At 65.2% G+C, this 25,854-nt stretch carries 14 protein-coding genes and 1 pseudogene; 6 read left to right on the top strand and 9 right to left on the bottom strand.

Annotated elements, in window-relative coordinates:
* Positions 1 to 59: 59 nt before the first annotated feature.
* The 3 genes from fadD32 to ASH04_RS06215 are packed head-to-tail and all read left to right on the top strand — an operon-like array spanning position 60 to position 8,588.
* Positions 60 to 1,958: a long-chain-fatty-acid--AMP ligase FadD32 gene (gene fadD32 / locus ASH04_RS06225; RefSeq protein ID WP_032382997.1), complete on the top strand. Its 1,899-nt coding sequence runs from the start codon at positions 60 to 62 to the stop codon at positions 1,956 to 1,958.
* 42 nt (positions 1,959 to 2,000) lie between these two features.
* Positions 2,001 to 7,040 (top strand): polyketide synthase Pks13, encoded by a 5,040-nt coding sequence (pks13, locus tag ASH04_RS06220; protein ID WP_057473078.1) that lies wholly within the window; start codon positions 2,001 to 2,003, stop codon positions 7,038 to 7,040.
* Between the two features lie 3 nt (positions 7,041 to 7,043).
* Entirely contained in the window at positions 7,044 to 8,588 is a 1,545-nt protein-coding gene (locus ASH04_RS06215; RefSeq protein WP_027494804.1) for an acyl-CoA carboxylase subunit beta, read from the top strand.
* 163 nt (positions 8,589 to 8,751) lie between these two features.
* Here ASH04_RS06215 and ASH04_RS06210 read toward each other — a convergent pair whose 3' ends face one another.
* The 5 genes from ASH04_RS06210 to ASH04_RS06190 all read right to left on the bottom strand — a co-directional run bounded on the left by ASH04_RS06210 (position 8,752) and on the right by ASH04_RS06190 (position 19,173).
* On the bottom strand, positions 8,752 to 9,723 hold the full coding sequence (locus ASH04_RS06210) for a hypothetical protein (protein WP_032366761.1): 972 nt from the start codon (positions 9,721 to 9,723) through the stop codon (positions 8,752 to 8,754).
* 305 nt (positions 9,724 to 10,028) lie between these two features.
* On the bottom strand, positions 10,029 to 13,346 hold the full coding sequence (locus ASH04_RS06205; protein WP_057473077.1) for an arabinosyltransferase domain-containing protein: 3,318 nt from the start codon (positions 13,344 to 13,346) through the stop codon (positions 10,029 to 10,031).
* Between the two features lie 75 nt (positions 13,347 to 13,421).
* Positions 13,422 to 16,598, bottom strand: a complete 3,177-nt coding sequence (locus ASH04_RS06200) for an arabinosyltransferase domain-containing protein (RefSeq protein WP_235579945.1) — start codon at positions 16,596 to 16,598, stop codon at positions 13,422 to 13,424.
* Between the two features lie 10 nt (positions 16,599 to 16,608).
* Positions 16,609 to 18,378 carry a hypothetical protein gene (locus tag ASH04_RS06195; protein ID WP_057473075.1) on the bottom strand — a complete coding sequence of 590 codons (1,770 nt, stop codon included), beginning with the start codon at positions 18,376 to 18,378 and terminating at the stop codon, positions 16,609 to 16,611.
* Between the two features lie 96 nt (positions 18,379 to 18,474).
* On the bottom strand, positions 18,475 to 19,173 hold the full coding sequence (locus ASH04_RS06190) for a nitroreductase (RefSeq protein ID WP_052053690.1): 699 nt from the start codon (positions 19,171 to 19,173) through the stop codon (positions 18,475 to 18,477).
* Positions 19,174 to 19,252: 79 nt separating this feature from the next.
* Here ASH04_RS06190 and ASH04_RS06185 point away from each other — a divergent pair, with 79 nt between their 5' ends.
* The gene (locus ASH04_RS06185; protein ID WP_032371687.1) at positions 19,253 to 19,705 is read left to right on the top strand and encodes a winged helix-turn-helix transcriptional regulator; all 453 of its coding nucleotides are present in this window, start codon (positions 19,253 to 19,255) and stop codon (positions 19,703 to 19,705) included.
* Positions 19,706 to 19,750: 45 nt separating this feature from the next.
* Here the strand turns inward: ASH04_RS06185 and ASH04_RS06180 are convergent, their stop codons facing one another.
* The 3 genes from ASH04_RS06180 to ASH04_RS06170 are packed head-to-tail and all read right to left on the bottom strand — an operon-like array spanning position 19,751 to position 23,927.
* Positions 19,751 to 21,709, bottom strand: coding sequence for a galactan 5-O-arabinofuranosyltransferase (locus tag ASH04_RS06180; RefSeq protein WP_057473074.1), 1,959 nt, complete (start codon positions 21,707 to 21,709; stop codon positions 19,751 to 19,753).
* A 5-nt stretch (positions 21,710 to 21,714) separates the two neighbouring features.
* The gene (locus ASH04_RS06175) at positions 21,715 to 22,479 is read right to left on the bottom strand and encodes a decaprenylphospho-beta-D-erythro-pentofuranosid-2-ulose 2-reductase (protein ID WP_027494796.1); all 765 of its coding nucleotides are present in this window, start codon (positions 22,477 to 22,479) and stop codon (positions 21,715 to 21,717) included.
* On the bottom strand, positions 22,476 to 23,927 hold the full coding sequence (locus ASH04_RS06170) for an FAD-binding oxidoreductase (RefSeq protein WP_057473073.1): 1,452 nt from the start codon (positions 23,925 to 23,927) through the stop codon (positions 22,476 to 22,478). Before ASH04_RS06170 ends, ASH04_RS06175 begins: the two co-directional genes overlap by 4 nt.
* Before the next feature lie 47 nt (positions 23,928 to 23,974).
* On the opposite strand from ASH04_RS06170, the gene ASH04_RS06165 reads away from it, so the two are divergent.
* Complete coding sequence (locus ASH04_RS06165) at positions 23,975 to 24,493, top strand: GtrA family protein (RefSeq protein ID WP_080729430.1); 519 nt, start codon at positions 23,975 to 23,977, stop codon at positions 24,491 to 24,493.
* Between the two features lie 173 nt (positions 24,494 to 24,666).
* Positions 24,667 to 25,695, top strand: coding sequence for a TerC family protein (locus tag ASH04_RS06160; RefSeq protein ID WP_057473072.1), 1,029 nt, complete (start codon positions 24,667 to 24,669; stop codon positions 25,693 to 25,695).
* A 62-nt stretch (positions 25,696 to 25,757) separates the two neighbouring features.
* Here the strand turns inward: ASH04_RS06160 and ASH04_RS26765 are convergent.
* Positions 25,758 to 25,854, bottom strand: a pseudogene (locus ASH04_RS26765) (dTDP-4-dehydrorhamnose 3,5-epimerase); the annotation flags it as partial.

The following is a 25,854-nucleotide window of genomic DNA, read 5'->3' as shown; positions in this document are numbered from 1 at the left end:
GCAAGGCCAGGTCACGCACGATGTGTGGCAGCGATTCGTGTCGGAGGAGATTGAAGCAAATGAGCCACACGTTCGATGATTTCATCGATGAGAACGGCCACATCACCATCGGTGAAGGGCAGACACTCGTCCGCCACGTCGAGGCGAACGTCGAAGAGAACGCCGACACGCTCGCGTACCGGTTCATGGACTACTCCCGGGAACGGGACGGTGAAGCGCACGAGTTGACCTGGTCACAGTTCGGCAAGCGGCTGCGCGCTGTCGCCGCCCGCCTGCAGCAGGTCACCGAGCCCGGTGACCGCGTGGCGATCCTCGCCCCCCAGGGCCTCGAGTACGTCATCGCGTTCTTCGGCGCGATCTACGCGGGCACCATCGCGGTGCCGCTGTTCGATCCCGACGAGCCCGGCCACACCGACCGCCTGCATGCCGTCCTCGGCGACTGCAAGCCCAGCGCGATCCTCACCGCCAGCAACTCCGCGGCGGGCGTTCGCGCGTTCTTCCGCGCGCTCCCCGCTGCCGAGCGGCCCCGCATCATCGCCGTCGACGCCGTTCCCGACAGCGTCGGCGAGACGTGGGTCGAGCCCAATGCAGGGTTGGACGACATCGCCTACCTGCAGTACACGTCCGGTTCGACGCGGACCCCGGCCGGCGTCGAGATCACGCACCGCGCGGTCGGCGTCAACGCGCTGCAGATGGTCGACAGCATGGAGATCAACTACGACTCGCGCGGCGTCACCTGGCTGCCGATGTTCCACGACATGGGCCTGCTCACCGTCATCCTCCCGGCCCTCGGTGGCAAATACATCACGATCATGAGCCCGCGCGCGTTCGTGCAGCGGCCGTGGCGCTGGATCAAGGAACTCGCCGCTGTCTCCGACGGAGCAGGCACGTTCGCCGCGGCACCGAACTTCGCGTTCGAGCACGCCGCCCAGCGCGGACTGCCCAAGAACGGTGAAAGTCTCGACCTGTCGAACGTCATCGGCCTGATCAACGGCAGCGAGCCCGTCACCACGTCGTCGATGAAGAAGTTCAACGAGGCCTTCGGCCCGTACGGTTTGCCGAAGTCCGCGATCAAGCCGTCGTACGGCATGGCCGAGGCCACGCTGTTCGTCTCGACGAGCAAGCACGCCGACGAGGCCAAGGTCGTCTACGTCGACCGTGTCGAGCTGAACGCAGGCAATTTCGTCGTCGTCGCACCCGACGCTCCCGGAGCCATCCCGCAGGTATCGACCGGAACCGTCGCCCGGAGTCAGTGGGCCGCGATCGTCGACTCCGAAACCGCCACCGAGGTGCCCGACGAACACGTCGGCGAGATCTGGCTGCACGGCGAGAACATCGGCAAGGGCTACTGGGGTCGCGAGACCGAGACCAGCGAAACCTTCCACAACAAGCTCGTCCACCGCGTCGCCGACGGGTCGCACGCCACGGGTGCCCCCGAGGGCGCCAACTGGATGCGCACCGGAGACTTCGGCGTCTATCACGACGGCGAGCTCTACATCACCGGCCGCGTGAAGGACCTCGTCATCGTCGACGGCCGCAATCACTACCCCCAGGACATCGAGTTCTCGGCGCAGGAAGCAAGCAAGGCTCTGCGGCCGGGCTTCGTGGCGGCGTTCGCGGTGCCGCTCAACCAGCTGCCCGACGTCGTGTTCGAGTTCAGTGGTGCCGCGTTGACCAAGGATTCGGACGACAGCTCCGAACAGCTCGTCATCGTTGCCGAGCGCGCTCCCGGCTCGGGCAAGGCAGACCCGGCTCCGATCGCCGACGAGGTGCGCACCGCAGTCTCGGCGCGGCACGGCGTCACGGTCCGCGACGTCCTGCTCGTCCCGGCCGGTTCCATCCCGCGTACGTCGAGCGGCAAGATCGCCCGACGCGCGTGCAAGGCCGCCTACATCGAGGGCACCCTGCGCGGCGGTTACCAGCAGACGGCATTCCCGGACGCCGAACTACCCGACTGATCTCTGGGCCTCCCGTTCCTTCGATACATAGCTTGGTGAGTAATGGCTGAACAAGAGACAGACAAGATTCAGAGTGCCGACGGGACGGACCTCACGGTCGCCCAACTGCGGGATTGGCTACGCAACTGGGTTGCAGACGCGACGGGTCAACCCGCGTCGGCCATCTCCGACGACCGTCCGATGGAGGAATTCGGTCTGTCCTCTCGCGATGCCGTCGCACTGAGCGGTGAGATCGAGGAGCTGGTGGGGGTCACGCTGACCGCGACCGTCGTCTACCAGCACCCCACCATCGCGTCTCTGGCCAAGATCATCATCGAGGGCGAACCCGACGAGCCGGTGGGTACCGTCGACGACGCGTTCTACACCAGCGGCGTGCAGTCGGGCGACGCCCACGACATCGCGATCGTCGGACTGTCGTCGCGCTTCCCCGGCACCGGTCACACCCCCGAGGAGATGTGGTCGCTGCTCATCGAGGGCCGCGACGGCATCACCGACCTGCCCGAGGGCCGGTGGAAGGAATTCACCTCCGATCCCGTCATCGCCGCAGCCGTCGACGCGACGGTCACCAAGGGTGGCTACCTCGACGACGTCAAGACCTTCGACGCCGAGTTCTTCGCGATGTCGCCCAACGAGGTCGTCAACGTCGACCCGCAGCAGCGCCTCGCGCTGGAACTGACCTGGGAAGCGCTCGAGCACGCGCACATCCCGGCCAGCTCGGTCAAGGGCAGCCAGGTCGGCGTCTTCATCGGCAGCTCGTCCAACGACTACCAGCTCATCGCCGTCAGTGATCCGGCCGTGCACCCCTACGCACTCACCGGCACCTCCACCGCCATCGTCGCCAACCGCGTGTCGTACTTCTACGACTTCCGCGGGCCGTCGATCGCCGTCGACACCGCCTGCTCGTCCTCGCTGGTTGCTGTGCACCAGGCAGTGCGCAGCCTGCGTACCGGCGAATCCGATCTGGCCGTGGCGGGTGGCGTCAACATGCTGCTAGCGCCGCCGATCACCGTGGGCTTCGGCCAGACCGGTGTGCTGGCACCCGACGGCAAGATCAAGGCGTTCTCCTCCGACGCCAACGGCATGATTCGCTCCGAGGGCGGCGGACTCGTCGTGCTCAAGCGACTCGAGGACGCCGAGCGAGACGGCGATCAGGTGCTCGCTGTCATCGCCGGATCCGCCATCAACCAGGACGGCCGCTCCAACGGACTCCTCGCGCCGAACCCCGACGCACAGGCCGACGCACTGCGATTCGCATACCGCGACGCCGGCATCAACCCGTCGGGCGTGGACTACATCGAAGCGCACGGCACCGGAACCATTCTGGGCGATCCCATCGAGGCCGATGCGCTCGGCCGCGTGGTCGGCCGTGGCCGCGACGCGGACAAGCCGGCACTGCTCGGCTCGGCGAAGACGAACTTCGGACACCTCGAATCTGCCGCAGGCGCAGCAGGTTTGATCAAGGTCGTGCTGGCGATGCAGGAGAACAAACTCCCAGCGTCACTGAACTACGTGGGCCCCAACCCGTACATCGACTTCGACAAGGCGCACCTGAAGGTCATCCCGGAGGCCACCGACTGGCCGCGGTACACCGGCAAGGCCGTCGCCGGCATCTCCGGTTTCGGCTTCGGCGGCACCAACGCCCACGTCGTCGTGCGCGAGTACGTACCGGGTGAGACCTCGGCCGAATTCGACCCCGCTGCCGTGGATCCCGAGGCCGCGGTGGTGGAGGGCGTCTACGAGGAGCAGCTCGACGCCGAGACGACCAGCCCGGTCGCCGAGGCCGAGACCATCCTGGCGGAGTCCGACAGTGCTCCGGAGACAGTGATTCTCGCGGTGTCGGCCGCGTTGCCGTCGCGCCGTAAGCGCGCGGCGTCGGAACTGGCCGACTGGCTCGAGACCGAAGAGGGCAGCACGACGCCTCTGGTCGATGTCGGCCGTACATTGGCTCGGCGTAACCACGGGCGTTCGCGTGCAGTGGTTCTCGCGTCCACCACAGCCGAGGCCATCGCCGGATTGCGCGCCATCGCAGCAGGCAAGCCCGGACCGGGCGTGTTCTCCGCGGACTCACCCGCGTCCAACGGCGCAGTGTGGGTGTTCTCCGGATTCGGCTCGCAGCACCGCAAGATGGCATCGCGGCTGTACCGAACCAACGCCGTGTTCGCCGCCGAGGTGGACAAGGTGGACGAGCTGCTCGTCGACGAAGCCGGCTACTCCATCCGCGAGATCATCCTCGACGACTCGCAGACCTACGAGTTCGAGAACTCCCAGGTCGCCATCTTCGTCATCCAGATCGCCTTGGCCGCAACGCTTCGCGCGCACGGTGCCGAGCCGTCGGCCGTCATCGGCCACTCGATGGGTGAGGTCGCCGCCGCGTACGTGGCCGGAGGCCTGAACCTCGAAGACGCCGTCCGCATCATCTACGCCCGCTCGCGGCTGCTGGCCGAGGGCCAGGACGGCCTCGGTGCCGCCTCGCAGGGTGCCATGGCACTCGTCGAGTACACCCCCGACGAGGTCAAGACCCTCACCGATCAGTTCCCGAACGTGGAGCCCTGCGTGTACGCCGCGCCCACGCACACCACGGTCGGCGGGCCCCGCGCCGAGGTCGAAGCCCTCGTCGAAAAGGCCGAGGCCGCGGGCAAAATGGCCCGACTGCTCGACGTCAAGGGAGCCGGCCACACCGCAGCAGTCGACGTTCTGCTCGGTGAGCTCGCCGCCGAGCTCGCCGGAATCGAACCGAGCAAGCTCACCGCGGGGGTCTACTCCTCGGTCGATCGTGAGGCGCACTACCGCGTCGGACATGCGGCGATTCACGGAGTCGACTACTGGACCAAGGGAATGCGTCACCCGGTCTGGTTCACCCAGGCCGTCAATGTTGCTGTGGGAGACGGGCACACGACGTTCGTGGAGCTCGCCCCGAACCCCGTCGCGCTGATGTCGGTTGCCGCTACCGCGTGGGCTGCCGGCCTGGCCGACGCCACGTTGATTCCGACGCTCAAGCGCAAGGAAGACGAGGCCGACACGTTCCTCGCCGCGCTGGCGCAGCTGTACGTGCACGGTCATGCGCTGGAACTGGCGACGCTGTTCGAGTCGGGTCCGTATGCCGCAATTCCGCGAACTGCGTACTTGCGCAAGGAGTTCTGGCTCAACTCGCAAGTCAGCTCCAGCGGTAACTCTCGCGTTCCCGGTGCCCGGGTGGCGCTGCCCGACGGCCGCCACGTCTGGGAAGTCCAGGCCTCGGCCGTCTCGGGATTCGATGCGTTGGTCACCGCCGCTGCCTCGCAGGTGTTCTCCGATGTGGCGCTGGGTGCTTCGGTCTCGCATGCATCGGTGCCCGTGGCCGGCACGGTCGTCACCACATTGACCTCGCACCTCGGTGGGGCGTCGGTCCAGGTCCATGCACACGAGGGCTCGGCGTTCACCCTGCTGCACGAGGCTGTCGTCACCTCGGGCGATGTGCGGCCGGAACCCGTTGTGGCGGTAGAAGAGCGATCCTCGTCTCCGATGGAAGAGTTGCCCGAGGTCGTCGAGACGTTCGGTGACCGCTGGGATCCCAACGGCAATCAGAAGCTCGAAGATCGACTGGCGATCATCGTCGCCGAGTCGATGGGCTACGCACCCGAGGACCTACCTCCCGAGGTGCCGCTGATCGAACTGGGGCTCGATTCGCTCAGCGCCGTTCGGATCAAGAACCGCGTCGAGTACGAATTCGACATCCCCACAGTGCAATTGCAGGCCGTGCGTGATGCGAACCTGCGTGAGGTGGAGAAGTACCTGCGCTACGCCATCGAGAACCGCGACGAGGTGCAGGCGCTGGCAGACAAGCAGGCCGCCGAAAAGGCTGCCGAGCAGGCTGCCGAGAGTGGCGCGACTGCACGCGACGCAGCCCTGGAGACGGCCGTCGCCGCACCGGAGACCGCGGTTCCGAGTGCGGAATACCAACCCGCACCGGTGGTCGCAGCGCAGACCGACCTGGGCGGCAAGGAAGCGTTCGCCGAGGCCGCCGGATCCGATGTGCCCCCACGTGACAACGCCGAGCGGATGACGTTCGCAACGTGGGCAGTGGTGACGAAGGAATCGGCCAAGGGCATCTTCAACACCCTGCCGATCCTCGACGACGAGACGGCCGAGAAGTTGGCCGCTCGCCTGACCGAGCGGGCCGGCGGCGAGATCACCTTCGACGACGTACTGGACTCGGAGACCATCGAGCAGCTCGCCGACAAGGTACGCCCGCATCTCGAGGACGGCGAGATCGACGGTGTCGTGCGCAATCTTCGGGCCCGCCCCGAGGGCTCCTCGGCCACACCGGTATTCGCGTTCCACTCGGCCGGTAGCTCCACCGTCGCCTACGAGCCGTTGCTGCGGAAGTTGCCGGCAGGCACGCCCATGTACGGCCTCGAGCGCGTCGAAGGACCCATCGCCAAGCGCGCCGCGGAGTACGTGCCGCTGATCAAGGCGATCCAGCCCGAGGGACCGTACGTGTTCGTCGGATGGTCGCTCGGCGGCATCCTCGCCTACGAGGTGGCGCGTCAGATGGAAGAGGAAGGCATCGAGGTCGCCTACGTGGGGCTGCTCGATACCGTCATGCCCGGCACCAAGATCCCCGACACCAAGGACGAAGTCCGCAAGCGTTGGGAGCGGTACGCCGCGTTCGCCAAGAAGACGTACAACGTCGACTACCCGATCCCGTACGACAAGTTGGTCGACTCCGACGACGAGGGTCAGATTCGGATCATCACCGATCTGGTCAAGCTCAGCGGGGCAAAGATTCCCGGCGGCATCATCGAGCATCAGCGGACGTCGTGGCTCGACAATCGGGCTATCCAGACGGCCGAGCTCAAGGAGTACGGCGGGCACGTCACGCTGTACCTCGCCGACAAGTACCACGACGACGCGATCGCCCTCGAGCCCGCATACGCCACCCGCGAAGAGCACGGTGGTTGGGGACCGGTGGTCAAGGACCTCGAGATCGTCTACGTCGGAGGCGACCACCTCGCGGTCGTCGACGAGCCGTACATTGGAAAAATTGCGGCCCATCTGTCGAAGACGCTCGAGAACATCGAGTCTGCAAGAACCGGAGCGTAGATTTTGAGTGGCACCACTGCGGAGAAGCTGGCCGAGCTACGGGCGAGGCTGGAACTGGCCAAGGAACCGGCCGGCGAGATCGGCATCGCCAAGCGCGCCAAGAAGGGCATACCCAGCGCCCGAGATCGCGTGAACTCGCTGCTCGACCCCGGCAGTTTCGTCGAGATCGGCGCGCTGGTGAAGGCCCCGAACGATCCGGGTGCCCTCTACAGCGACGGCGTCGTCACCGGGCACGGAACCGTCGACGGCCGTCCGATCGCAGTGTTCTCGCACGATCAGACCGTGTTCGGCGGAACCGTCGGCGAGATGTTCGGCCGCAAGGTCGCCGGCATCATGGACTTCGCGATCAAGATGGGCTGCCCGGTCGTCGGCATCAACGACTCCGGTGGAGCTCGCGTGCAGGACGCCGTCACCTCCCTCGCGTGGTACGCCGAACTGGGTCGACGCCACGAGGCGCTCTCCGGCCTGTGCCCGCAGATCTCTCTGATCCTCGGTAAATGCGCCGGTGGCGCGGTGTACGCACCGATCAACACCGACATCGTCGTCGCCACCGAAGAGGCGTACATGTTCGTCACCGGACCGGACGTCATCAAGTCCGTCACCGGCGAGGACGTCAGCCTCGACGAACTCGGTAGTGCCCGTGTCCAGGCCATCAACGGCAACGTGCACCACGTCGCTGCCGACGAGAAGGCCGCATTCGACTGGATTCGGAACTACCTGAGCTACCTGCCGTCGAGCTGCCAGGAAGAGGCACCGGTGATCAACCCGGGGCTCGAGCCGGAGATCACCGAATCCGATCGCACGCTCGACTCGTTCATGCCCGACGCCGACAACGCCGGTTACGACATGCACGACATCATCCTGCGCATCTTCGACGACGGCGAGTTCCACGAGATCGCCGCCCAGACTGCACAGAACGTCATCACCGGCTTCGCCCGCGTCGACGGTCGGCCGGTGGGAATCGTCGCCAATCAGCCGATGCACCTGTCCGGGGCACTCGACGCCAAGGCAGCGGACAAATGTGCGCGGTTCATCCGCCTCAGCGACGCCTACAACATTCCGATCATCTTCCTCGTCGACACACCCGGCTTCCTGCCCGGCGTCGACCAGGAAACCCTCGGCGTCATCCATCGCGGTGGCCGCTTCATCTTCTCGTTCGTCGAAGCGACGGTGCCGAAACTGACTGTCGTGATCCGTAAGTCGTACGGCGGCGGATACGCGGTGATGGGCTCGAAGCAGCTCGGATCCGACATCAACCTCGCCTGGCCGACCGCCCGCATCGCCGTCATGGGCGCCGAAGGTGCGATCAACATCATGAGTCGTAAGCAACTCGCCGAGGCAGGCGAAAATGCTCCGGCGCTGCGCAAACAACTGATCAACTTCTACAACGAGCATGTCGCAACGCCGTGGATCGCCGCCGAACGTGGCTACATCGACGCCGTCATCGAGCCCTCGCAAACGCGCCTCGAAATTCGCAAGGCCTTGCACATCCTGAAAGACAAGGAAGTACACAAGAGTCCGCGTAAGCACTCTTTGCTCCCGATCTAGCCAAGCGCGCCGGTCCTGCGTCGGGGTCGCTTCGCTCCCTTTTGGGATCAATGTGGGTTTCAGTCGCTCTGACTGCAACAAAGCCGCATTCATTCGTCTGTCTCCCCGAGCCAGAAGCGAATGAATGTGGCTTTGTTGCAGTTGGAGTGCTTGCAAGAGACATTCATCCGGTCGACGTCGCGCTCCGTCGAAGAACGAGGTTCGGACGGGGCCGCGCCAGAGCCTGTTGATAGCCGGCCCGAAGATCCGCGAGCACGCGCTGGGGGTCGTCCCGGATGTCCTGCGGCAGATGTGACACCACGATCGCGCCGTGGCGTTGCAGGAGAGCTCGGCGAGCCATCGTGTTCGCATGATCGATCGGCGAGAGGTGATGAGCGAGGGAGTCGATCTCCCACCCGAAGCAGACTGTGTCGAGGAAGCCGTCGGGGCTACCGAGGAATGTACCGTCCGAGGTGAACAGCCGGGCATTGTGAATCATTGGTGGGAGTCCGCTCGATCGGTAGAGCCGTTGAGCGTCCGCCTCGGCGACGGAGTGAGCGTTTCCTTCCAGATCCCTGATAGCCAACCGTGTCGATGCGCTGTAGCGTCTCGGCCCCTCCGCCAATTCGATTGCCAGCTCTTCGAGTGATGCCGCACCCCGTCTGATGATCTCCGCAATCAAAGCCGTGCACTGAGATCGTCCGCGTAGTGCGCGGGTCGCGTCGACGACACTCCGGGATACCGGAGCACAGCGCGGACCGTGGTCGAACACGGCTTCGGGCATGCGCCAGGTGCGTTCGGATCGGACGAATTTGACGGATGCGCGCTGCATCTCGTTCGGGACGAGAATGTGAACTTCATTCGACGGTGGATTCGGCCCCAAGCCATGCACACTCAATGCCGCGTTCCCAGTGAGGATGCTGTGTGGGCCGCCGTAAGCCAGGGCAGCAGCCATTCGCTGTCGGTGAGATGGGAAGCCGTTGTGCAACAGCACCACCCCTGGCAGCAAGTGCTGCCAGGGTCCGCCGGCTGCGCATCGGCCGGCTACCGTCCCGTCCGCGACACCGGCCGAGCGAAGCTGTGCCCTTGTCACGACGCCGTGATCGGCGACGTCCTCGAGCATTGATAGGTCTGTGGCCCAAACTCCCCGTTTCATGCCTCGACTGTCGAGCGCGACACTGACACTTCGACGTCGAAAACGGCCGTTCAGGGGTTCCCTGTGGATGGTCGACGAGGTTGTGCACAAATGTCTCGAGGGCGTGTCTTGTGCACCGAAGACTGTCGGGGGTCGGTGGTAAGCCCCCGCTCCATCGATCGTGTGCCGAACCCCGCTCCATCGGCCGTACGCCAACCCCCGTCCGAATGAATGCGGGATTCAGTCAGTCAGAGTGCAACAAAGGGACATTGATCCCAAAAGGGAGCGGGCGACACCACGCGGAGGGGCGGGTGAGGCTGGGTGGACTATTTCTCGAAGACTCGCAGCTTTCCGTCTTCGTAGAATCCCGATCGCGTGGTTTCTCCGGTTTGTAGGTCGGCGGGCACGGCGTTGGGGTAGTACTGCTCGTAGCGCTCCAGTGAGCCCCAGTCCCTGGCCCAGTCGTTTTTGAGGTAGGTGGGGACGGCAACAGGCTTGGCGAGTAGTTCGGACCATCCGAGCGGTCCGCCGTTCTCGCCGGACTGCCAGGTGTCGGTGGAGCTGACGGCCAGTGGGCGGTCGGGGAGGATGCGGTAGCCCGGTACCTCGGCGACGCCGAAGCGGTGGTCGAACGGTCGTTGGCACGGGAACTGGAGTCCGACGGCCCAGTCGAGCAGAACGGGCTGCTCACTGCCGATCATGGTGTTCAAGTTGTCCATCACCGGAACTCGCGGCGGGGTGAAAGCGAGCCACTGGTCGCCGGTGAGGTTGGGGTCGTTGGCGACGATGCGGACGGCGTCGGCGTCGGGTGCGATGTCTGCCAACGGAACTCGCAGGTTGCGCCACGAGGGTGCAGGTCCGATGTCGCGAGGCAGGTAGGTGCCCTGTGCCTGGACGCTTCCGTCGGGCTGACGCTTGCCGTATTCGAGCAGCAGCGACTGGCCGTAGGTGAGGGCACCGGTGTCGTCGTAGGACCAGATACGTCCGGCCGCGGAGAACACGACAAGTGGTGCGTCGTCGCTGCGGGCGGGTAGCTGGTACCAGCTCGAGGTGGCCTCGGCCGGTTCCTGGATTCCTTCTTGGTAGGAGCCGAGGACGGGTGTGGTGGCGGGGTCGAGTCCGAAGGGCAGGGCGGCGGTGGAGCCGTTGACGCCCAGTGCGCCGGTGCCTCCTGCTGTGCCCGAGCTCTGGCCTTCCTCGAAGGCGGGGCCGACGGCTTGTTGGTCGGTATTGCCTTGTCCTGGTTTGACTTCCACGGCGTCGGCGCTGAGGTCGCTGGGGATTCCGTTGGCGGTGAAGTTGCGCAGGGTGTCACTGGCTCCGCCGAGGGGGCCTGCGACGGGATCGAATTCACCCGGCAGGGGGCTCAGTACATCAGCGTTGGGATCGGCTTCGACGAGCACGTCGTTGGCGAGTCCGCACGAATTGCCCAGTACCGATTGCACATTGGAGCGCGCGAGCGAGTAGGCGGGATATTGGGAGACGGCACCCTTGACGAGCGAGAGGACCTCGAACAGCACCATGATTCCGGCGATGACGGTCAGTGGTGCGGCAGCGAACTTGCGAATGCGTCTACCGCGGGCCGACGTCGGTTTCGGTTGTGGCGGTGCGTATCCCTCACGTAGGTATTGGAATGCCGCGACGGCGAGAACCAGTCCGAAGAGGACGAGGAACAGCGAGCCGGATTCGTTGCCACCGAGCGAGACCGTCTTGTCGAACCACGGCACGCCGTAGCTCGAGACGTACCAGTACCCGTTGATGCCCGAGAACGACAGCGCCAGAACGAACATCAGGCCGGCCGTGAACAGGGATCGATTCCGGCGTGAGCGCAGTGCGCTGGCCGAGACGGCCACTGCGGTCAGGGCAGCGAGCCCACCGGCGATTCCGGCGTAGGAACCGAAGTGGTGAGTCCACTTGGTGGGGTTGAACATCATGAAGAAGATGGTTCCGAGGACGACGCCGAGCAGTCGCCACGCAGGCCCGTTCGCGATGCCGGGAATGCGCCGGCGGCGCAGGAGCACGAACAGCGTGGTGAACAGGCACAGGAGCATCGCGAGGAACGCGAAGCGACGGGCCACGGAACCGTCGACGGTCTGGACGAAGAGGTAGTAGTACCTCAGGAAGTCTTGGTACCAAGCCTCGTTGGGGCCGATGATGGTGCGCACTCGGGTGGATTCGATGACGGTCGCGAAGGTCTGGTCGGCGAACACGACGACGAGGACGAGGACTCCGGCAGCGGCCAACGGTGCCAGCATGGCGAGGGTGCCGACCTGCCGGTGGCGTCGGACCACGATGCGAGCGATGGGCCGGGCTCCGGCGAGAAGCGCTGCCACACACATCAATCCGGTGGGCGCAGCGGCCAGGGTGAAGGCACCGATGAGGCAGGCGGCTGCGGCGGGGAGCAGTCTGCCGGTGGCGATGGAGCGTTCGATCGAGCACCAGGTCAGCAATGCGCCGAGGGCGACGATCGGCTCGGGACGCAGTCCGTTGTTGTACGGGAGCCAGAAGGCGAGGAACACCAATCCGCCGGTCCACAACGCCACGTTCGATTTGCGCACCGCGCGTCCGAGTCGCGGCACCACCTCGCGGCTGATCACCATCCAGCACAGGACTCCGGCGATCAGGGCGGGCAGGCGCATCCACGGGCTTGCGGTCGAGATCTTGGCGAAGACGGCCAGGACGTCGTAGTACCAGCCGAACGGTGCCTCGGGGACGCCGAACCAGCGGAAGTAGTTGGCCATGTAGCCGGAATGTTCGGCCGCGCGGGCCATGGTGAGCAGGTAGCCGTCGTCAGAGGTGTTGGCTCCGGCGAAGTGCCAGCCGACGAGGACTCCGAGAACCGTGACGTCGACGCCCGTGAACTTCCACCAGTGGGACGGGAAGAAGCGGCGGTGCGCGCGGCGGTCGGTGCCGTCGAGCCGTGCGAGCGCGCCCATGGCCAGCAACGTGCAGGCGATCGCCAGCACCATGATCAACGACTTCAGGATGGTCGGAGTCGACGAGAAGCGGGAGTCGACGTCGACGGTGACCGACATGTCGGCCGGGGCCGCGCCACTGAGATCACTGAAGATGCCGACGACCTGCGGACGGAGGTCGCCGTCGAGCCGACCCTGGACGGGTTGGCCGCTCTCGTCGGTCAGTCCGGTGAAGGCTGCGGAAGTGTACTGGTCGTTCGAGGTGATCTCGATGGCGGCGCAGCGCGTGCTCTGGACGTCGGCGCGCGGTGCCGTCGCGACGACGACGTTGCGGTCGAGGACATCGACGTTCGACTCGCCGACGCGAACGAACAGGCTGTTGAGGGCGGCACCCTCACCTTGCGGGGGTGCGGTCGCCAGCAACAGCCCGCCCGACGCGGGTAGCGCGGCCACAGCAGAGCACGGGAGGGTTGCGGACAGTCGCAGGGGTGCCTGGGACACCAGTGGGGCGTCCACGTCCTGTAGGAGCCCGTTCTGCGGCCACTCGATACTCGCGGTGGTCTGCGTGACGGGTGCGAACGGAGTGATCAGTGCGAACAGCACGCCGAGTATGCCGGCCACCATCGCGATCAGCCGGGGAATCCGTACCTGAGCACGAAGTTCGTCCGAGGCTCCGAGCGGAGCGGGGACGGGGGGACCAGCTGATGAATCTGTCACGACGTCGGGCACGATTGTCGATGTTATGCGAGCGTGACTTCGAGGTCACACAGGCGCCGTCCCCGGATCCGATGGAGAAACAGGGAATCAGCCGGTCTTCATCGGTCCGTCGCTGGACAGTCCCGACCGAGACTGTTGCTCGACGGTGATCCCGGCGGTCGCGGCAGCCGGATCGAGTGGCGTGTATCTCTCGATCGACCCCCAATCGCGGGCGTAGTCGTCGGCGAGATACGACGGCAGAGTCTGGGCACCGAGAAGCAGTTCGGTCCACCCCAGCGGGCCGCCGCCGAACGAGTCCTGCCATGCGTTGGTGGATTCGGCTCCGGTTCGGTCGGGCAGGATGCGGTACTTCGGCACCTCGGCGACGCCGTCACGGTGATCGAACGGACGCTGGCACGGGAACGCCAGCCCGACCGCCCAGTCGAGCAGAACGGGGTCGGTGGACCCGACCAGAGAATTCAGCGTCTGAGTTTTCGGGACGCGTGGGGGAGTGACGGCGAGCCACTGATCTCCGGCCAGGTCGTTGTCCTCGGCGACGATGCGAACGACGTCCGCGTCGGCGGGTAGGTCGCTCATCGGTACGCGCAGGTTGCGCCACGACGGTGCCGGGCCGATGTCGAGAGGCGTGACACGGCCGAGTGCCTGGACGTCGCCGCCGTCGCGGCGTCCGTATTCCAGTTCGACGCGTTGGCCCGGGGTGACGATGCCGTCCTTGTCCACCGAGCGAATTCGGCCTGCGGCGGCGATGGCGATCAGGTCGCCGCGGTCGGTGTCGGAGAGCGAGTACCAACCGGAGGTCAGTGACGCGGGCTCGGTGGCTCCGAAGCTGCCGAGGACCGGGGTCGTTTCGGGGTTCAGTCCGAACGGCAGAGCGACTGTGCTGCCGTTGATTCCGACGTTCTCGTTGGTTCCGCCCGAGGTGCCTGCGGAGTTCGACGAGGTGGCCGACGCGCTCTCTTCGGAGTCCTCGGGGCGAATGGAGTTGGCACTGCCCTGGGCGGTGTCCTCGGAGTCGGCCGTGAGGTCTTCGGCGACGCCGTCCGGGGTGAATCCGGTGCTGCCACCTGCTCCCAGCGCGTCCGGGGCGGGGTCGATCGGCTGCAGGACGGATCCGTTGACGTCCGTCTCCACCTGCACGTCACCGGCGAGTCCGCACGAGTTGCCCGCGAGTGCGGAGAAGTTGGATCGCGCGATGGAGTACGCAGGGTATTGCGCCACAGCGCCTTTGGCGAACGAAAGCACTTCGAATGCGACGACGCCGCCTGCGACGATGGTCAACGCCGAGGGTGCGAAGCGTCGACGCGTGGTGGTTTCTGCTGTGCGATAAGGCAATCGGACATGTTGGTACGCCGCATACAGCAGGGTCAGCACGGTCAGGCCGAGCAGGATGGTCGAGAAACCCTTGCCGGCAATGGACGGCGGCTTGTCGAACCACGGAATGCCGTAGCTCGAGACGTACCACCAACCGTTCGAGCTGGTGAACGCCACCGCCGTCAGGAACAGCACTGCGGCAGTGAACAGCGTTCTGTTACGCGGGGATCGGACGGTGGCCGCCGTGACGGCCACCGCTGCCAGTGCGCCGAGAGACGCGGCGAGACCGGCGTACACACCGAAGTGGTGGGTCCACTTGGTGGGGGTGAACATCATCAAAGCCAGTGCGCCCAGCACGATTCCGAGTATCCGACGCGATGGCCCGGTGGCGGTACCGGGGATGCGTCCGTTCTTGCGGAGCATCACCGCGATGCAGACGACGATGCACAGCAGCATCGCGAACATGCCGAATCGTCGGGCGAGCGAGCCGTCGGGTGAGATGGTCATCAACGCGTCCCAGCGCACTCGTTCCTCGAACCAGGGCACGTTGGGTCCGAGAGCCGAGCGCACCCGGGTCGCTTCGAGCACGGTGCTCAGAGTTTGGTCGGCGAAGATCGCGATCACCACGGCCAGTCCCGACGCGATCAGTGGCGCCAGGACCGCGAGCAACCCCACTTGGCGGGCTCGTTTGACGATGATCATCACGATCGGGCGGAGTCCGGCGAGCAGCGCGGCGACGGCGATCAGTCCGGTGGGTCCGGCGGCGAGCGAGAAGGCGGCGATCAGTGTGCCGACCGCGGCGGGCAGCAGTCGTCCGGTGGCGATGGCACGCTCGATCGAGCACCACGTCAGCAGCGCGCCCAGGGCGATGACGGGTTCCGGGCGCAGTCCGTTGTCGTAGGGCAGCCAGAAGGCGAGGAACACCAGGCCTGCGGTCCACAGCGCGACGCGGTTGGTCAGTACCGCGCGCCCGAGGCGGGGGATGACCTCGCGGCTGATGACGAGCCAGCACAGCAGTGCGGCGATGGTGGCGGGTAGGCGCATCCAGATGCTGGCGGTGCTGACTTTGGCGAGGGCGGCCAGCATGTCGTAGTACGGCATGCCGAAGGGTGCTTCGGGAACGCCGAACCAGCGGAAGTAGTTGGCCATGTATCCGGCGTGCTCGGAGACGCGGGCCATGTTGAGCAGGTAGCCGTCGTCGGAGGTGTTGGCACCGATGAAATGCCACAACACCAGCACTCCGACGACGACGGCGTCGACGCCGGTCACCGTCTTCCAGCGTGACGGCAGGAAGCGGCGGTGACGTCGACCGTCCACGCTGTCGAGGCGATGCAATGCGAACAGTGAGGCGACGACGGCCAGCGCGCCGACGATCATCGCCAGCAGCTTGAACGTCGTCGGGGTCGAGGAGTAACGGGAGTCGATGTCCACGCGCACGTTCAGACCGTCGACCGGCGCGGTGAGGTCGGTGAAGATGCCGACGACCTGGGGTCGGACGTCGCCGTCGACAGTGGTGGCCGCGCCGCCGAGGTCGACCACCGTGCGAGCGGCGTTCGAGGAGATGGTCAGCGCGCAATCGGAGGCCAGGTCGGATACGGGAGCTTCGGCGAGAACGCGATCGCGGAGCAGCACCTGCAGTCGATCGTCGTCGACCCGCACGGTCAGTGCTCGCTGCTCGGTTTTCGCCGCTGCGATCGGAGCGGTGGACATCACCGTGCCGCCGCCGTCGAGCCGAGTGGCACTACTGCACGGGATCGTCGCGTTCAGTTCGAGCGGGGAGTAGCTCACCAGCGGAGCGTTGACACTGCCGAACGAGCTCTGCGGCCACGACAGCGTGGAGACGTCCTGCTGCACCGGCAGCAGCGGAGTGGCGATGGCCAGAACGGCACCGATGATGCCGGTGACGATCGCTATCAGCCGGGCGGTCGTGATGTTCGGAGCGGTCGCAGGCACACCGGCGATGCTATTGGACGAGCGAGCGCACATCCCACACCCATACGCCGCCGGTGTATTGCGGCTGGACGTCGAGCAGCTCGGTGACCGTGCTGCGCAGGGCGACGGTGTTCTTGCTCGGCGGAAGTACCACGACGTCGGCTTCCCAGAAGCGCATGTCCTGCGCCGCCTGGCTGCGCTGATCGGCGGTGATCTCGGGGACGGTGCCGGAGTCGTAGACCGAGCCGAGCAGCAGCGCCGTCGGGCGATCCACGGCACCGTACTTGGCGACCTTCTCTTCCTGATCGCTCGGTCCGACGAAGTATCCGGCGGCCAGCGTGAAGCCCATGTCCGCGTCCATCTGCCAACGCAGCGGCCGGGCGTCCTCGGGCCGTGGGAGAGGGACGGTGACGACGGAACCGTCGCCGACGTAGTTCTGCCAATCGCCGTCGGCGAAGAACCGGGGTGTGGGGGATTTGTCGACGGTGACCAGCGGCGTCGGGATCAGCGGAACGAGGGCGAGGGCGAGTCCGGCGATCCAGAATGCCGGCAACGGCCGTAGTCCGTTGCGGAACGTCCGATCGGTGGCCAGGACGAGCAACAGAGCCAGTGCGGGGACCGCGCCGAGGGCGAAGCGGGTCTCGAGGACGGATTCGACGAGTGGGTATTCGGCGAGTTTCGTCCACGGCAGGGTGATGCCGGTGTCGTTCTTGCCGATCATCAGCGTCGCGCCGAGCGAGAGCACGCTCATGACGATGGCCGTGGCAGCCGCGGCCCTGGCGCAGGCAACACGCCACATCCACACTGCCGCCACGAGGCACAGCACGAGCAGCGGCCAGCCGAAGTAGGCGTTCTCCTCGGTGGCGTTGATCCGTACGTTCTGTCCCGGGGTGGCGACGCCACCGATGGATTGCGTCGGGAACTGGAAGAGGGCTTTGGCGTCGTTGCCCATCGGGCCGTGTTCGAGGAAGGAGTACGACTGCGGTCCGAAGAACTGCCACCACAGCGGCAAGGCGACGATGGCCAGCGCGATGCTCGCCGATACCGCGAGCCGGGGTACGGCATTGCGTACGGCCGGCCACAGGGAACGCGGCCGGGACAGGTAGTAGACGACGGCGAAGATGGCGAACGACATCGCGAAGATCAGCAGCGGTTCCTCGCCGAGCAGGATCTGCAGCGCGACGATCAAGCCGAGTCCGACGGTGTTCTTGGTGGTTCCGCCGCCGTGTGCGATGCGGGTGACCAGCATCGCGATGACCGGGAGCAGGAACAGCACCACGAAGTTGGGGTGGCCGTTGGCATGGGAGATGGCACCGGGCGCGAAGCCGCACAGTGCGCCGCCCATCGCGGCGGCACCCTTGGACGCGTTCAGCTGACGCGAGAACAGCCAGTACCAGGCGAACGACGTGCCGGCGAGACCGGCGGTGAGGGCGATCGCCCAGGTGACGGTGGGTCCGAACAACAGCGTGATCGGAGCGAGCGGGATGGAGATGCCGAACATCGCCGTGTTCGCCATCAGATTCACCCCGAGCGGGTAATTCTGCAGGTCACTGGACAGTGGATTGTCCAGATGCGCGACGGCATGGGCGGCGACGGAGAAGAACCACTCCCACATCGTCTGGTCCTGGCCGCTGTTGTAGAGGTAGCCACCGTTCAGATTGCGCCACTGACCTTGCAGGACGTATACGGCGGCGATCAGAAATCCGACGGCCGCCACGACGTCGCCACGCCCGACGCCGGAGTGTCGAGCCGGTGCCGTGGTCGGCTGCCGCTCGAGAACGCTCTGGTCGTGGGTGGTCATCGCGTCGAGGTTACAGAAAGATCACGGTCGGCGAAAACTCGAACGTGCTGGGTCACACCGGCTGGAGTGCGACGCCGCCCCACCCGTATGTACAGATCAGTCACCGATCCAGGTGGCCACGTTCGTCACGTCTGCCCGTTCGGTTCGGAACGAGTTGATCGGGTGCTCCAGGTCGGCGTATCCGAACGAGATGCCGAGCACGATGCGCCGGTGCTCCGGTATGTCGAAGTAGTCGTGCAGAAAATCGGAGTACGACGCGAGGGCGGCCTGTGGGGCGGTGGCGATGCCGAGGCTGTGTGCGCTGAGCAAAAAGGTGTTGACGTACAGACCGCAGTCGATCGCTCCGTACTCGCCGAGATCGGCCTCGGTGGTGATCACGGCGACGTGTGGCGCATCGAAGAAGTCGAAGTTACGGAGCATCTGAGCAAGGGCGCGCGGATCCCCCTTCTCGATGCCGACACTGTCGTAGAGCTGCAGTCCGCACGCACGGCGACGGTCGCGATAGTCGCCGGCGTACTGGGTGGGGAACGGGATGTCACTCTGCACGGGGCCGCCGCCGCGGACGTGGTCCTGGAGTGTCCGGCGGAAGCGGTCTGTCCCTTCCCCTTCCGTCACGATGACCTGCCACGGCTGGGTGTTGCACCACGACGGTGTGCGCTGGCTCAGCGCGAGCACACGCTCGATATCGCCGCGTGGCACTGCATCCGGCCGGAACTGTCTGCACGTCCAGCGTTCTTCGAGAATTCCGGCGAGTGCCGAGAATTGCTGCCCTCGATCGTCTGTCACAGCGTCCATGTACACCCCTGGTCTCATTTCGAGACTACAAAGTAGCAGCAATAGTCTCGTTTCGAGACTGCTGGGTAAGGTCGACGGTATGCGTCACGCGGAGCTGGCCGATGTGCCCTGCTCGATTTCAAGGTCTCTGTCCGTTCTGGGTGACCGGTGGACACTGGTGATTCTGAAGTGGTCGTTCGCAGGGGTTCGCCGTTTCAACCACTTCCAGAGCGCCATGGGGATCTCACGAAGTCGGCTGCAGGATCGACTCGACCGCCTCGTCGAGCACGACATTCTCGCCAAGGTGCAGACCGATTCCACCTACGCGGAATACCGGCTGACCCGCAAGGGCCACGACATCTATCCAATTCTGATGGCCTTCAAAGACTGGGGCGACGCGTACATGGCACCCGACGGTGTCCCCGTGCACTACACGCACCGCGACTGTGGGGGCGACGCACACGTGAGGCTCGAGTGTGACTCGTGTGGGGATGAGATCACGGCTCGTCAGGTGCTGCCGACGCCTGCCGCGGGCAACCCGCTTGCGCCGTGACGTACTCGGCCTGCGGTCGCGGTCTCGATCCGGCGCGCACAGCGATTATGCAGTGCGTACGACCAGTGCGAAGGGCCCGATATCGGTCACCGTGAAGCGTGGATCGTCGAACAGTGACTCGGGGAAGGTGACGGTGTAGCGCCGCACATTCGGATCGTTCGGGTAGACGTCCTCCGCCAGTCTCAAGGTGTAGCCGTCGGCACCGCGGCGGAACAGGAAGGCATCGGGGGCGCGCCACTGGCTGGTGTCGAGCGCCTCGATCATCTGGTCGGGGGTCTCGAGCTCGGTCCACCGCTCGATGGCGTCGGCCCGCTGATCGAACTGCGCCAGTGGATTGGCGTAGTGCGACGTCAGTCCTTGGAATCCGAAGTACGGGTAGTAGCTCAGGAACGAGGTGTCCGCAGTGAGCAAGACGGTTTCGTCGCGCGGTCGACCGGTCTGTTCGGTCAGGGCGTCGTCGACCTCGCGGTAGTACGAGACGGCGCTCGGCGGACGCATATCGGCACGGTTGCCGTCACCGTCGGTGTCGGAGTACGCGACGGTGATCTCGCTCTGCAGTACCTGGGGGATGTTCTGCGCGAAGGCCATTGCGCCGATGGCCGCGACGACGACGGCAGCGATGCGGAACTTCGGTGGCTCGTTGATGGCCTGGTAGATCGCGTGGCTGCCTTCGAGGAATCCGAAAACGCCTGCGCTGCCGAGCAATACGATGAGAACCGCTTCGAGTCGGAACGAGAGCAGTGTGGTGCCCGCAGCCGTGGCCGCCATGGACAGCAACGTCCACAGGTAGACCGCGACGACGCCGACTCCGAGTGCCTGTGCTCGACGCGACGACGAGAAACGTACTGCGACCCATACCGTTCCGATGAGGCACAGAATGCCCATCATCGAGAACTCGAACATCGGGAACGGAAGCGTTGCACCGGCCTCGGGCAGGTAGTGCAGTGCGGTGCCCGATGTGGACGGTGCGCCGCGGAGGAAGTCGACGAGATACGGCAGCCATACCGTCGCCGCTATGAGGCCCGAGATGACGGCGATCGCAGCCACTTTGAGTGCAATGGGAATCAGGGCCCGCCAGGTCTTGCGCTCGCGACAGGCGAGAACGGCGGCGAACAAGGCCATCAGCACGACGGTGAACGCGGCCAGACCTAGGTACAGTGTGTAGAACGTCGCGGCCAGACCGAGGAACAGGCCGGTACCGATTACCGCTCCCCAGCCGCCCGCTGCGCGTCCCCCCGTGGGGATGAATGTCCCATTCTTGCCGTCTGACCGACTGGATGCCGCATTCATCCCGACGGGGCGATGCAACGCGCCCCAGGCCAGGAGCAATGCCGGGGCGAACAGCAGCACGATGACGGCGCTGTAGGCCTCGGGCGAGGCGCAGGCGACAACCAATGCAGTCGTGACAGCGCTGACGGCGACAGCCCAGTCACTGCGGATCAGGGCCTTCCACAGTACGAAAGCGACCACCGACGTGACAGCAAGCAGTCCGATTGCGTACGGCTTGAACACTTCCCAGCCGTCCATACCCAGCAGGTTGCCGACCCGTCCACCGAGCCAGAACCAACCGGCGGGGTAGAAGGGTGGGATGTCGGCGTACGTCATGTCGCGCAACGACGCCGAATCCGTCAGCCGCGTCAGGTATTCGGTGCGAAACTCCTGGTCGACGGAGATGCCGAACAGGTACAGCTTGGTTGCCGCCAAAGGCATTCCGAGGGTCACGGTAACGAAGCCGGACAGCCCGACCCACGCCGAGAGTCGAGCGATCCACGGCCACTTACGGATTCGGTACAGGTAGATCGACGACGCGAACAGGGCCGCGGCTACCACCTGGCCCAGAGTTGTCAGAGCGCGAGTGACGTTGGACGAGTTGAACGCCGGCCACTGAACCAGTGAGAAGGCGTACAGCCCGACCGTCGCCACCACGACTGCGACGAGCGCACCGAGAACGATCTCCCCGACGGCAGAGGCGGTTCTGCGAGCCGGTGCAACCCCGTCAGTCATCGAGATCAGATGGGCAGCTTGCGGAAGATCGGCCGCGGCACGTGTCGCAGCACCATCATCACCAGACGCCACGGTGCGGGAGTCCAGATGAGCGGGGTGCCCTTGCGCGAAGCGTTCACCGCGAGCTTCGCGATGACCTCCTTGTCGACGGTCATCGGCGCTTCCTTGACGTGGGCGCTGAACTTGGTGCGCACCATGCCCGGACGAACGACCGTGACCCGAGGACCGAACTCGCGCAACGCTTCTCCGAGTCCGAGGTAGAAACCGTCGAGGCCGGCCTTGGTGGAGCCGTAGACGAAGTTCGAGCGACGGACCCGCTCGCCTGCCACCGAGGACATGACGATGATGCGGCCGTACGCCTGCGCCTTCATCTTCTCGCCCAGCAGGACGCCGACCGACACGGATGCGGTGTAGTTGATGTTCGCGGCGAGGACGGCCTTGCGCTGGTCCTGCCAGAGCTGCTCGGCATCGAAGTCGACGGCGAAGGCGACGATCGCGACGTCGACGTCACCCTTGGCCCAGGCCGCGTCGATGACCTTCGGATGCGACGCGGTGTCGAGTGCGTCGAAGTCGATGACGTCCACGGACTTCGCGCCCTTGGCGGTGAGCTGTGCAACGGCACTCTCACGCAGCGGATCGTTGGGCAGCGCAGCGAGAACGACGCGTGCCGGAGACTTCGAGAGGTACTCCTCGGTGATAGCGAGACCGATCTCGCTGGTGCCACCCAGAACGAGAATCGTCTGCGGGTTACCTACGGCGTCTATCGTCACAGCAGTTCCAGCCTTCTAGCCATATCGGAGGCGAAAACGCCTGTGGGGTCTACAGATCGACGAACCTTGATCCATTCGTCGATCCGCGGGTACATCGAGTGGAACGTCTCGGCGTCGGTGCGCGAATCCTTCGCGGTGTACAGACGACCGCCGAACTCGAGCACACGCTTGTCGAGTTCGCGGACCATCTCGTTCAGGCCCGCCTTGATGGGGAAGTCCATCGCGACATTCCAGCCGGCCATCGGAAAGCTCAGTGGAGCTTTGTTTCCCGGGCCGAACAGCTTGAACACGTTTAGTGCCGAGTACTGGCCGGAGCGTTGAATGAACCGGATGATGTCCTTGAACTCCTCGAGCGCCTCTGTCGGAACAAGGAACTGGTACTGCAGGAAACCCTTGGGCCCGTAGCCTCTGTTCCACTCACCGACGAGGTCGAGGGGGTGGTAGAACTGCGTCAGGTTCTGCACCTTGCCGGTGTAGTTTCCGCCCATGCGGTAGTACGCCTCGCCGATCATGCTCATCGACAGTTTGTTCAAGCCGCTGATCGGAAAGATGTCCGGCACAGTCAAGAGCTGGGGTGCGTCGAACTTCAGTGGATCCTTCTGCAGTTTCGCGGGAAGTTCGTCGAACTTGGCCAGCGATCCGCGAGTAATCGTTGCGCGCCCAAGCTTGGGTGGTGCGCTCATCACGTCGAACCACGCACTCGAGTACGTGTAGTTGTCCTCGGTGCCGTCCTGGTGAGCCGCGACGGTCTCGTCGAGGCTCTCGGTGCGGATGCCGTCGTTGATGAAATAAGCCGTTTCGGTCGGCGTCATCTCGATCGTCGCACGCAGGATGATGCCGGTCAGGCCGTTGCCGCCGACCGTCGCCCAGAAGAGCTTGGCGTTCTTGCCCGTCGGCGTCAGGTGACGGATCTGGCCATCGGCGGTGAGCAGTTCCATCGAGCGGACGTGGTTGCCGAAGCTACCCGCGCTGTGGTGGTTCTTGCCGTGGATGTCGCAGCCGATGGCACCACCGATGGTGACCTGACGGGTACCCGGAAGCACCGGTACCCACAGGCCGAACGGCAGCGCAGCGCGCATCAGCTGATCGAGACTCACGCCGCCGTCCAGATCGACGATCCGCGTCGCGGTGTCGATGCTGTAAATGCGGTTGAGCGCCGTCATGTCGATGACGAGCCCACCGGAGTTCTGTGCGTTGTCGCCGTAAGACCGGCCGAGGCCGCGTGGAATGACGCCGCGTCGGAGGTAAGTCGGCTTGGAGTCGTTCTGCTCGGCGACCTGCTTGACCGCGTTCGCGATGAGCTCGGGGTCGGAGGTAGCGAGCACCTCTCCGGTCGAGCGCGCGGTGCGTCCGAATCCGGAGATCGTGCGGGTCTGCGTGGGTAGCGGCGCAGTGTTCCCGGCCTGTGGTTCCAGGGGGAAGAGTGCGTCGTCGGCTGTCGTGGACATCGCTCAAGAGGGTACCCGCATTGCGATAGCAGCTAATGTCAGTCCTCGTGTCCACCCCTGATCGCTCCATCGAAGACGGCTCCGGGAACGACGACTGGTCGCCCGAGGACGACGAGCTGCAGCATCACGTCCCGCTGCCCGTCGAGCTGCCACTGACCGAGAACATCGCCGACGCGGCCCTCGATCTCAAGACGCAGGTGGTGCGGTTCTTGGCGACGGGTGTGCTGTCGGCGATCGTCGATCAAGGCGTCAATCTGATCCTGCATTTCGTGTTCGGCGTCGGGGTGACTCTGGCCAAGGCGATCGGGTTCGTGCTCGGCACCACCACGGCGTATCTGATCAACCGTCGGTGGACGTTCAACGCGGCACCGTCCCGGGCCCGGTTCCTCGCCGTCGTCGCACTGTACGGGGTCACCTTCGCCGTCCAGGTCGGCATCTACACCTGGCTCTACCAGGTTCTTCCCGACGGCTTCTGGTACGCCAACGTGGCTTTCGTCGTCGCGCAGGGAACGGCGACGGTCATCAACTTCCTGGTGCAGCGGTTCGTGATCTTCAAAATTCGGTAACTGTTGTGGGGCGCTCAGTTTCCTTGATCCCGGGCCGAAGTCCTGGTTCAATGTGCCCCAGGAGGGGAGTATCCCCCAGCAGCTTCGTCGTCACCACGGCCCGGCAATCCGGGCCCGGCGAGCGGCCCACGTCGGGCGGGAGAGACCTCCAGTTCACCGAACTGGAGGTTGTCATGTCCGTTCCATTTTGGGCTTGGGTGGCAGTACTCGGCTTCATCGTCGCCATGCTTGCGGTCGATTTGTTCGCCCATCGGCGAGCACACGTCATCGGAGTGCGCGAAGCGGCTGTCTGGTCCGGTATCTGGGTCGCTTTCGGCGTCGGATTCGGAGTACTGATCTGGGCCACCGCCGGTGCCGAGTTCGGCCAGCAGTACTTCGCCGGCTACCTGATCGAGAAGTCGCTGGCGGTCGACAACGTGTTCGTGTGGGCCATCATCTTCACGTATTTCGCGGTGCCCAGGGAGTTGCAACACCGCGTCCTGTTCTTCGGCGTACTCGGTGCGCTGGTCTTTCGTGGCATCTTCATCGCCGGGGGATCTGCCCTCATCGCCAGCTTCAGCGCGGTGCTCTACCTCTTCGCTGCCTTCCTGATCTTCACCGGATACCGCATGGTGCGTCAGCGCAACGAGCATCTCGATCCCGAACAGTCTCGTACGCTGCGGTTGTTCCGTCGCTACGTTCCCATGACCGACGCGTTCTACGGGCAGAAGTTCGTGGTGCGCATCGGGGGCGTTGCGCTGGCCACTCCGCTGTTGGCGGTGCTGGTCCTCGTCGAAGTCACCGACATCGTCTTCGCTGTCGATTCCATCCCGGCGATCTTCGCCGTCACCGACATCCCCTTCCTGGTGTTCACCGCCAACGCATTCGCCATTCTCGGACTGCGGGCGATGTACTTTCTGCTCGCGGACCTGATGCACCGATTCGTGTATCTGAAGGTGGGACTGGCGTTGGTCCTCATCTGGGTCGGCATCAAGATGGCACTCAAGGTCGACGTGGTCTACATCCCCACCGCCGTCTCGCTCGGTGTCATCTCGTCGATTCTCGCGGTCTCCGTGATACTCAGTTTGCGAGCCACCCGAGGGCAGGATGCGCACCCGCAGGTCGACCTGTCGGCGTCTCCGTTCCGGATGGCAACAGAAGCTGAACTTGTTGCGGCTCAACCCTTGTGGAGCAGGCGCGGTCGACAGAGCGACCGTCTGTAGCCTTCGCATCGGGTGTTGGGGCGACGCCGCACGACCGCGGTGTCGCCCCAGCAACGACTTACTCAGAAGGTGGGCAGGTTTCCTGCTTCGAGGGCTTCGGTGAGGGTGGGGGCGGCTTTGTCTTTGGCGGAGAGCTCGTAGGTCAGAGGCGATCCGTCG

The organism is Rhodococcus sp. Leaf233 (assembly GCF_001426165.1).
Lineage (GTDB): Bacteria > Actinomycetota > Actinomycetes > Mycobacteriales > Mycobacteriaceae > Rhodococcoides > Rhodococcoides fascians.
The sequence above is the reverse complement of the archived record's forward strand: the minus strand, read 5'-3'. Positions and strand labels throughout refer to the sequence as shown.

Excerpts from the sequence above, each read along its gene's own strand:
- fadD32 (WP_032382997.1), top strand. The coding sequence starts at position 60 with ATGAGCCACACGTTCGATGATTTCATCGATGAGAACGGCCACATCACC.
- pks13 (WP_057473078.1), top strand. The coding sequence starts at position 2,001 with ATGGCTGAACAAGAGACAGACAAGATTCAGAGTGCCGACGGGACGGAC.
- ASH04_RS06210 (WP_032366761.1), bottom strand. The coding sequence starts at position 9,723 with ATGAAACGGGGAGTTTGGGCCACAGACCTATCAATGCTCGAGGACGTC.
- ASH04_RS06195 (WP_057473075.1), bottom strand. The coding sequence starts at position 18,378 with ATGACCACCCACGACCAGAGCGTTCTCGAGCGGCAGCCGACCACGGCA.
- ASH04_RS06190 (WP_052053690.1), bottom strand. The coding sequence starts at position 19,173 with ATGGACGCTGTGACAGACGATCGAGGGCAGCAATTCTCGGCACTCGCC.
- ASH04_RS06185 (WP_032371687.1), top strand. The coding sequence starts at position 19,253 with ATGCGTCACGCGGAGCTGGCCGATGTGCCCTGCTCGATTTCAAGGTCT.
- ASH04_RS06180 (WP_057473074.1), bottom strand. The coding sequence starts at position 21,709 with ATGACTGACGGGGTTGCACCGGCTCGCAGAACCGCCTCTGCCGTCGGG.
- ASH04_RS06170 (WP_057473073.1), bottom strand. The coding sequence starts at position 23,927 with ATGTCCACGACAGCCGACGACGCACTCTTCCCCCTGGAACCACAGGCC.
- ASH04_RS06160 (WP_057473072.1), top strand. The coding sequence starts at position 24,667 with ATGTCCGTTCCATTTTGGGCTTGGGTGGCAGTACTCGGCTTCATCGTC.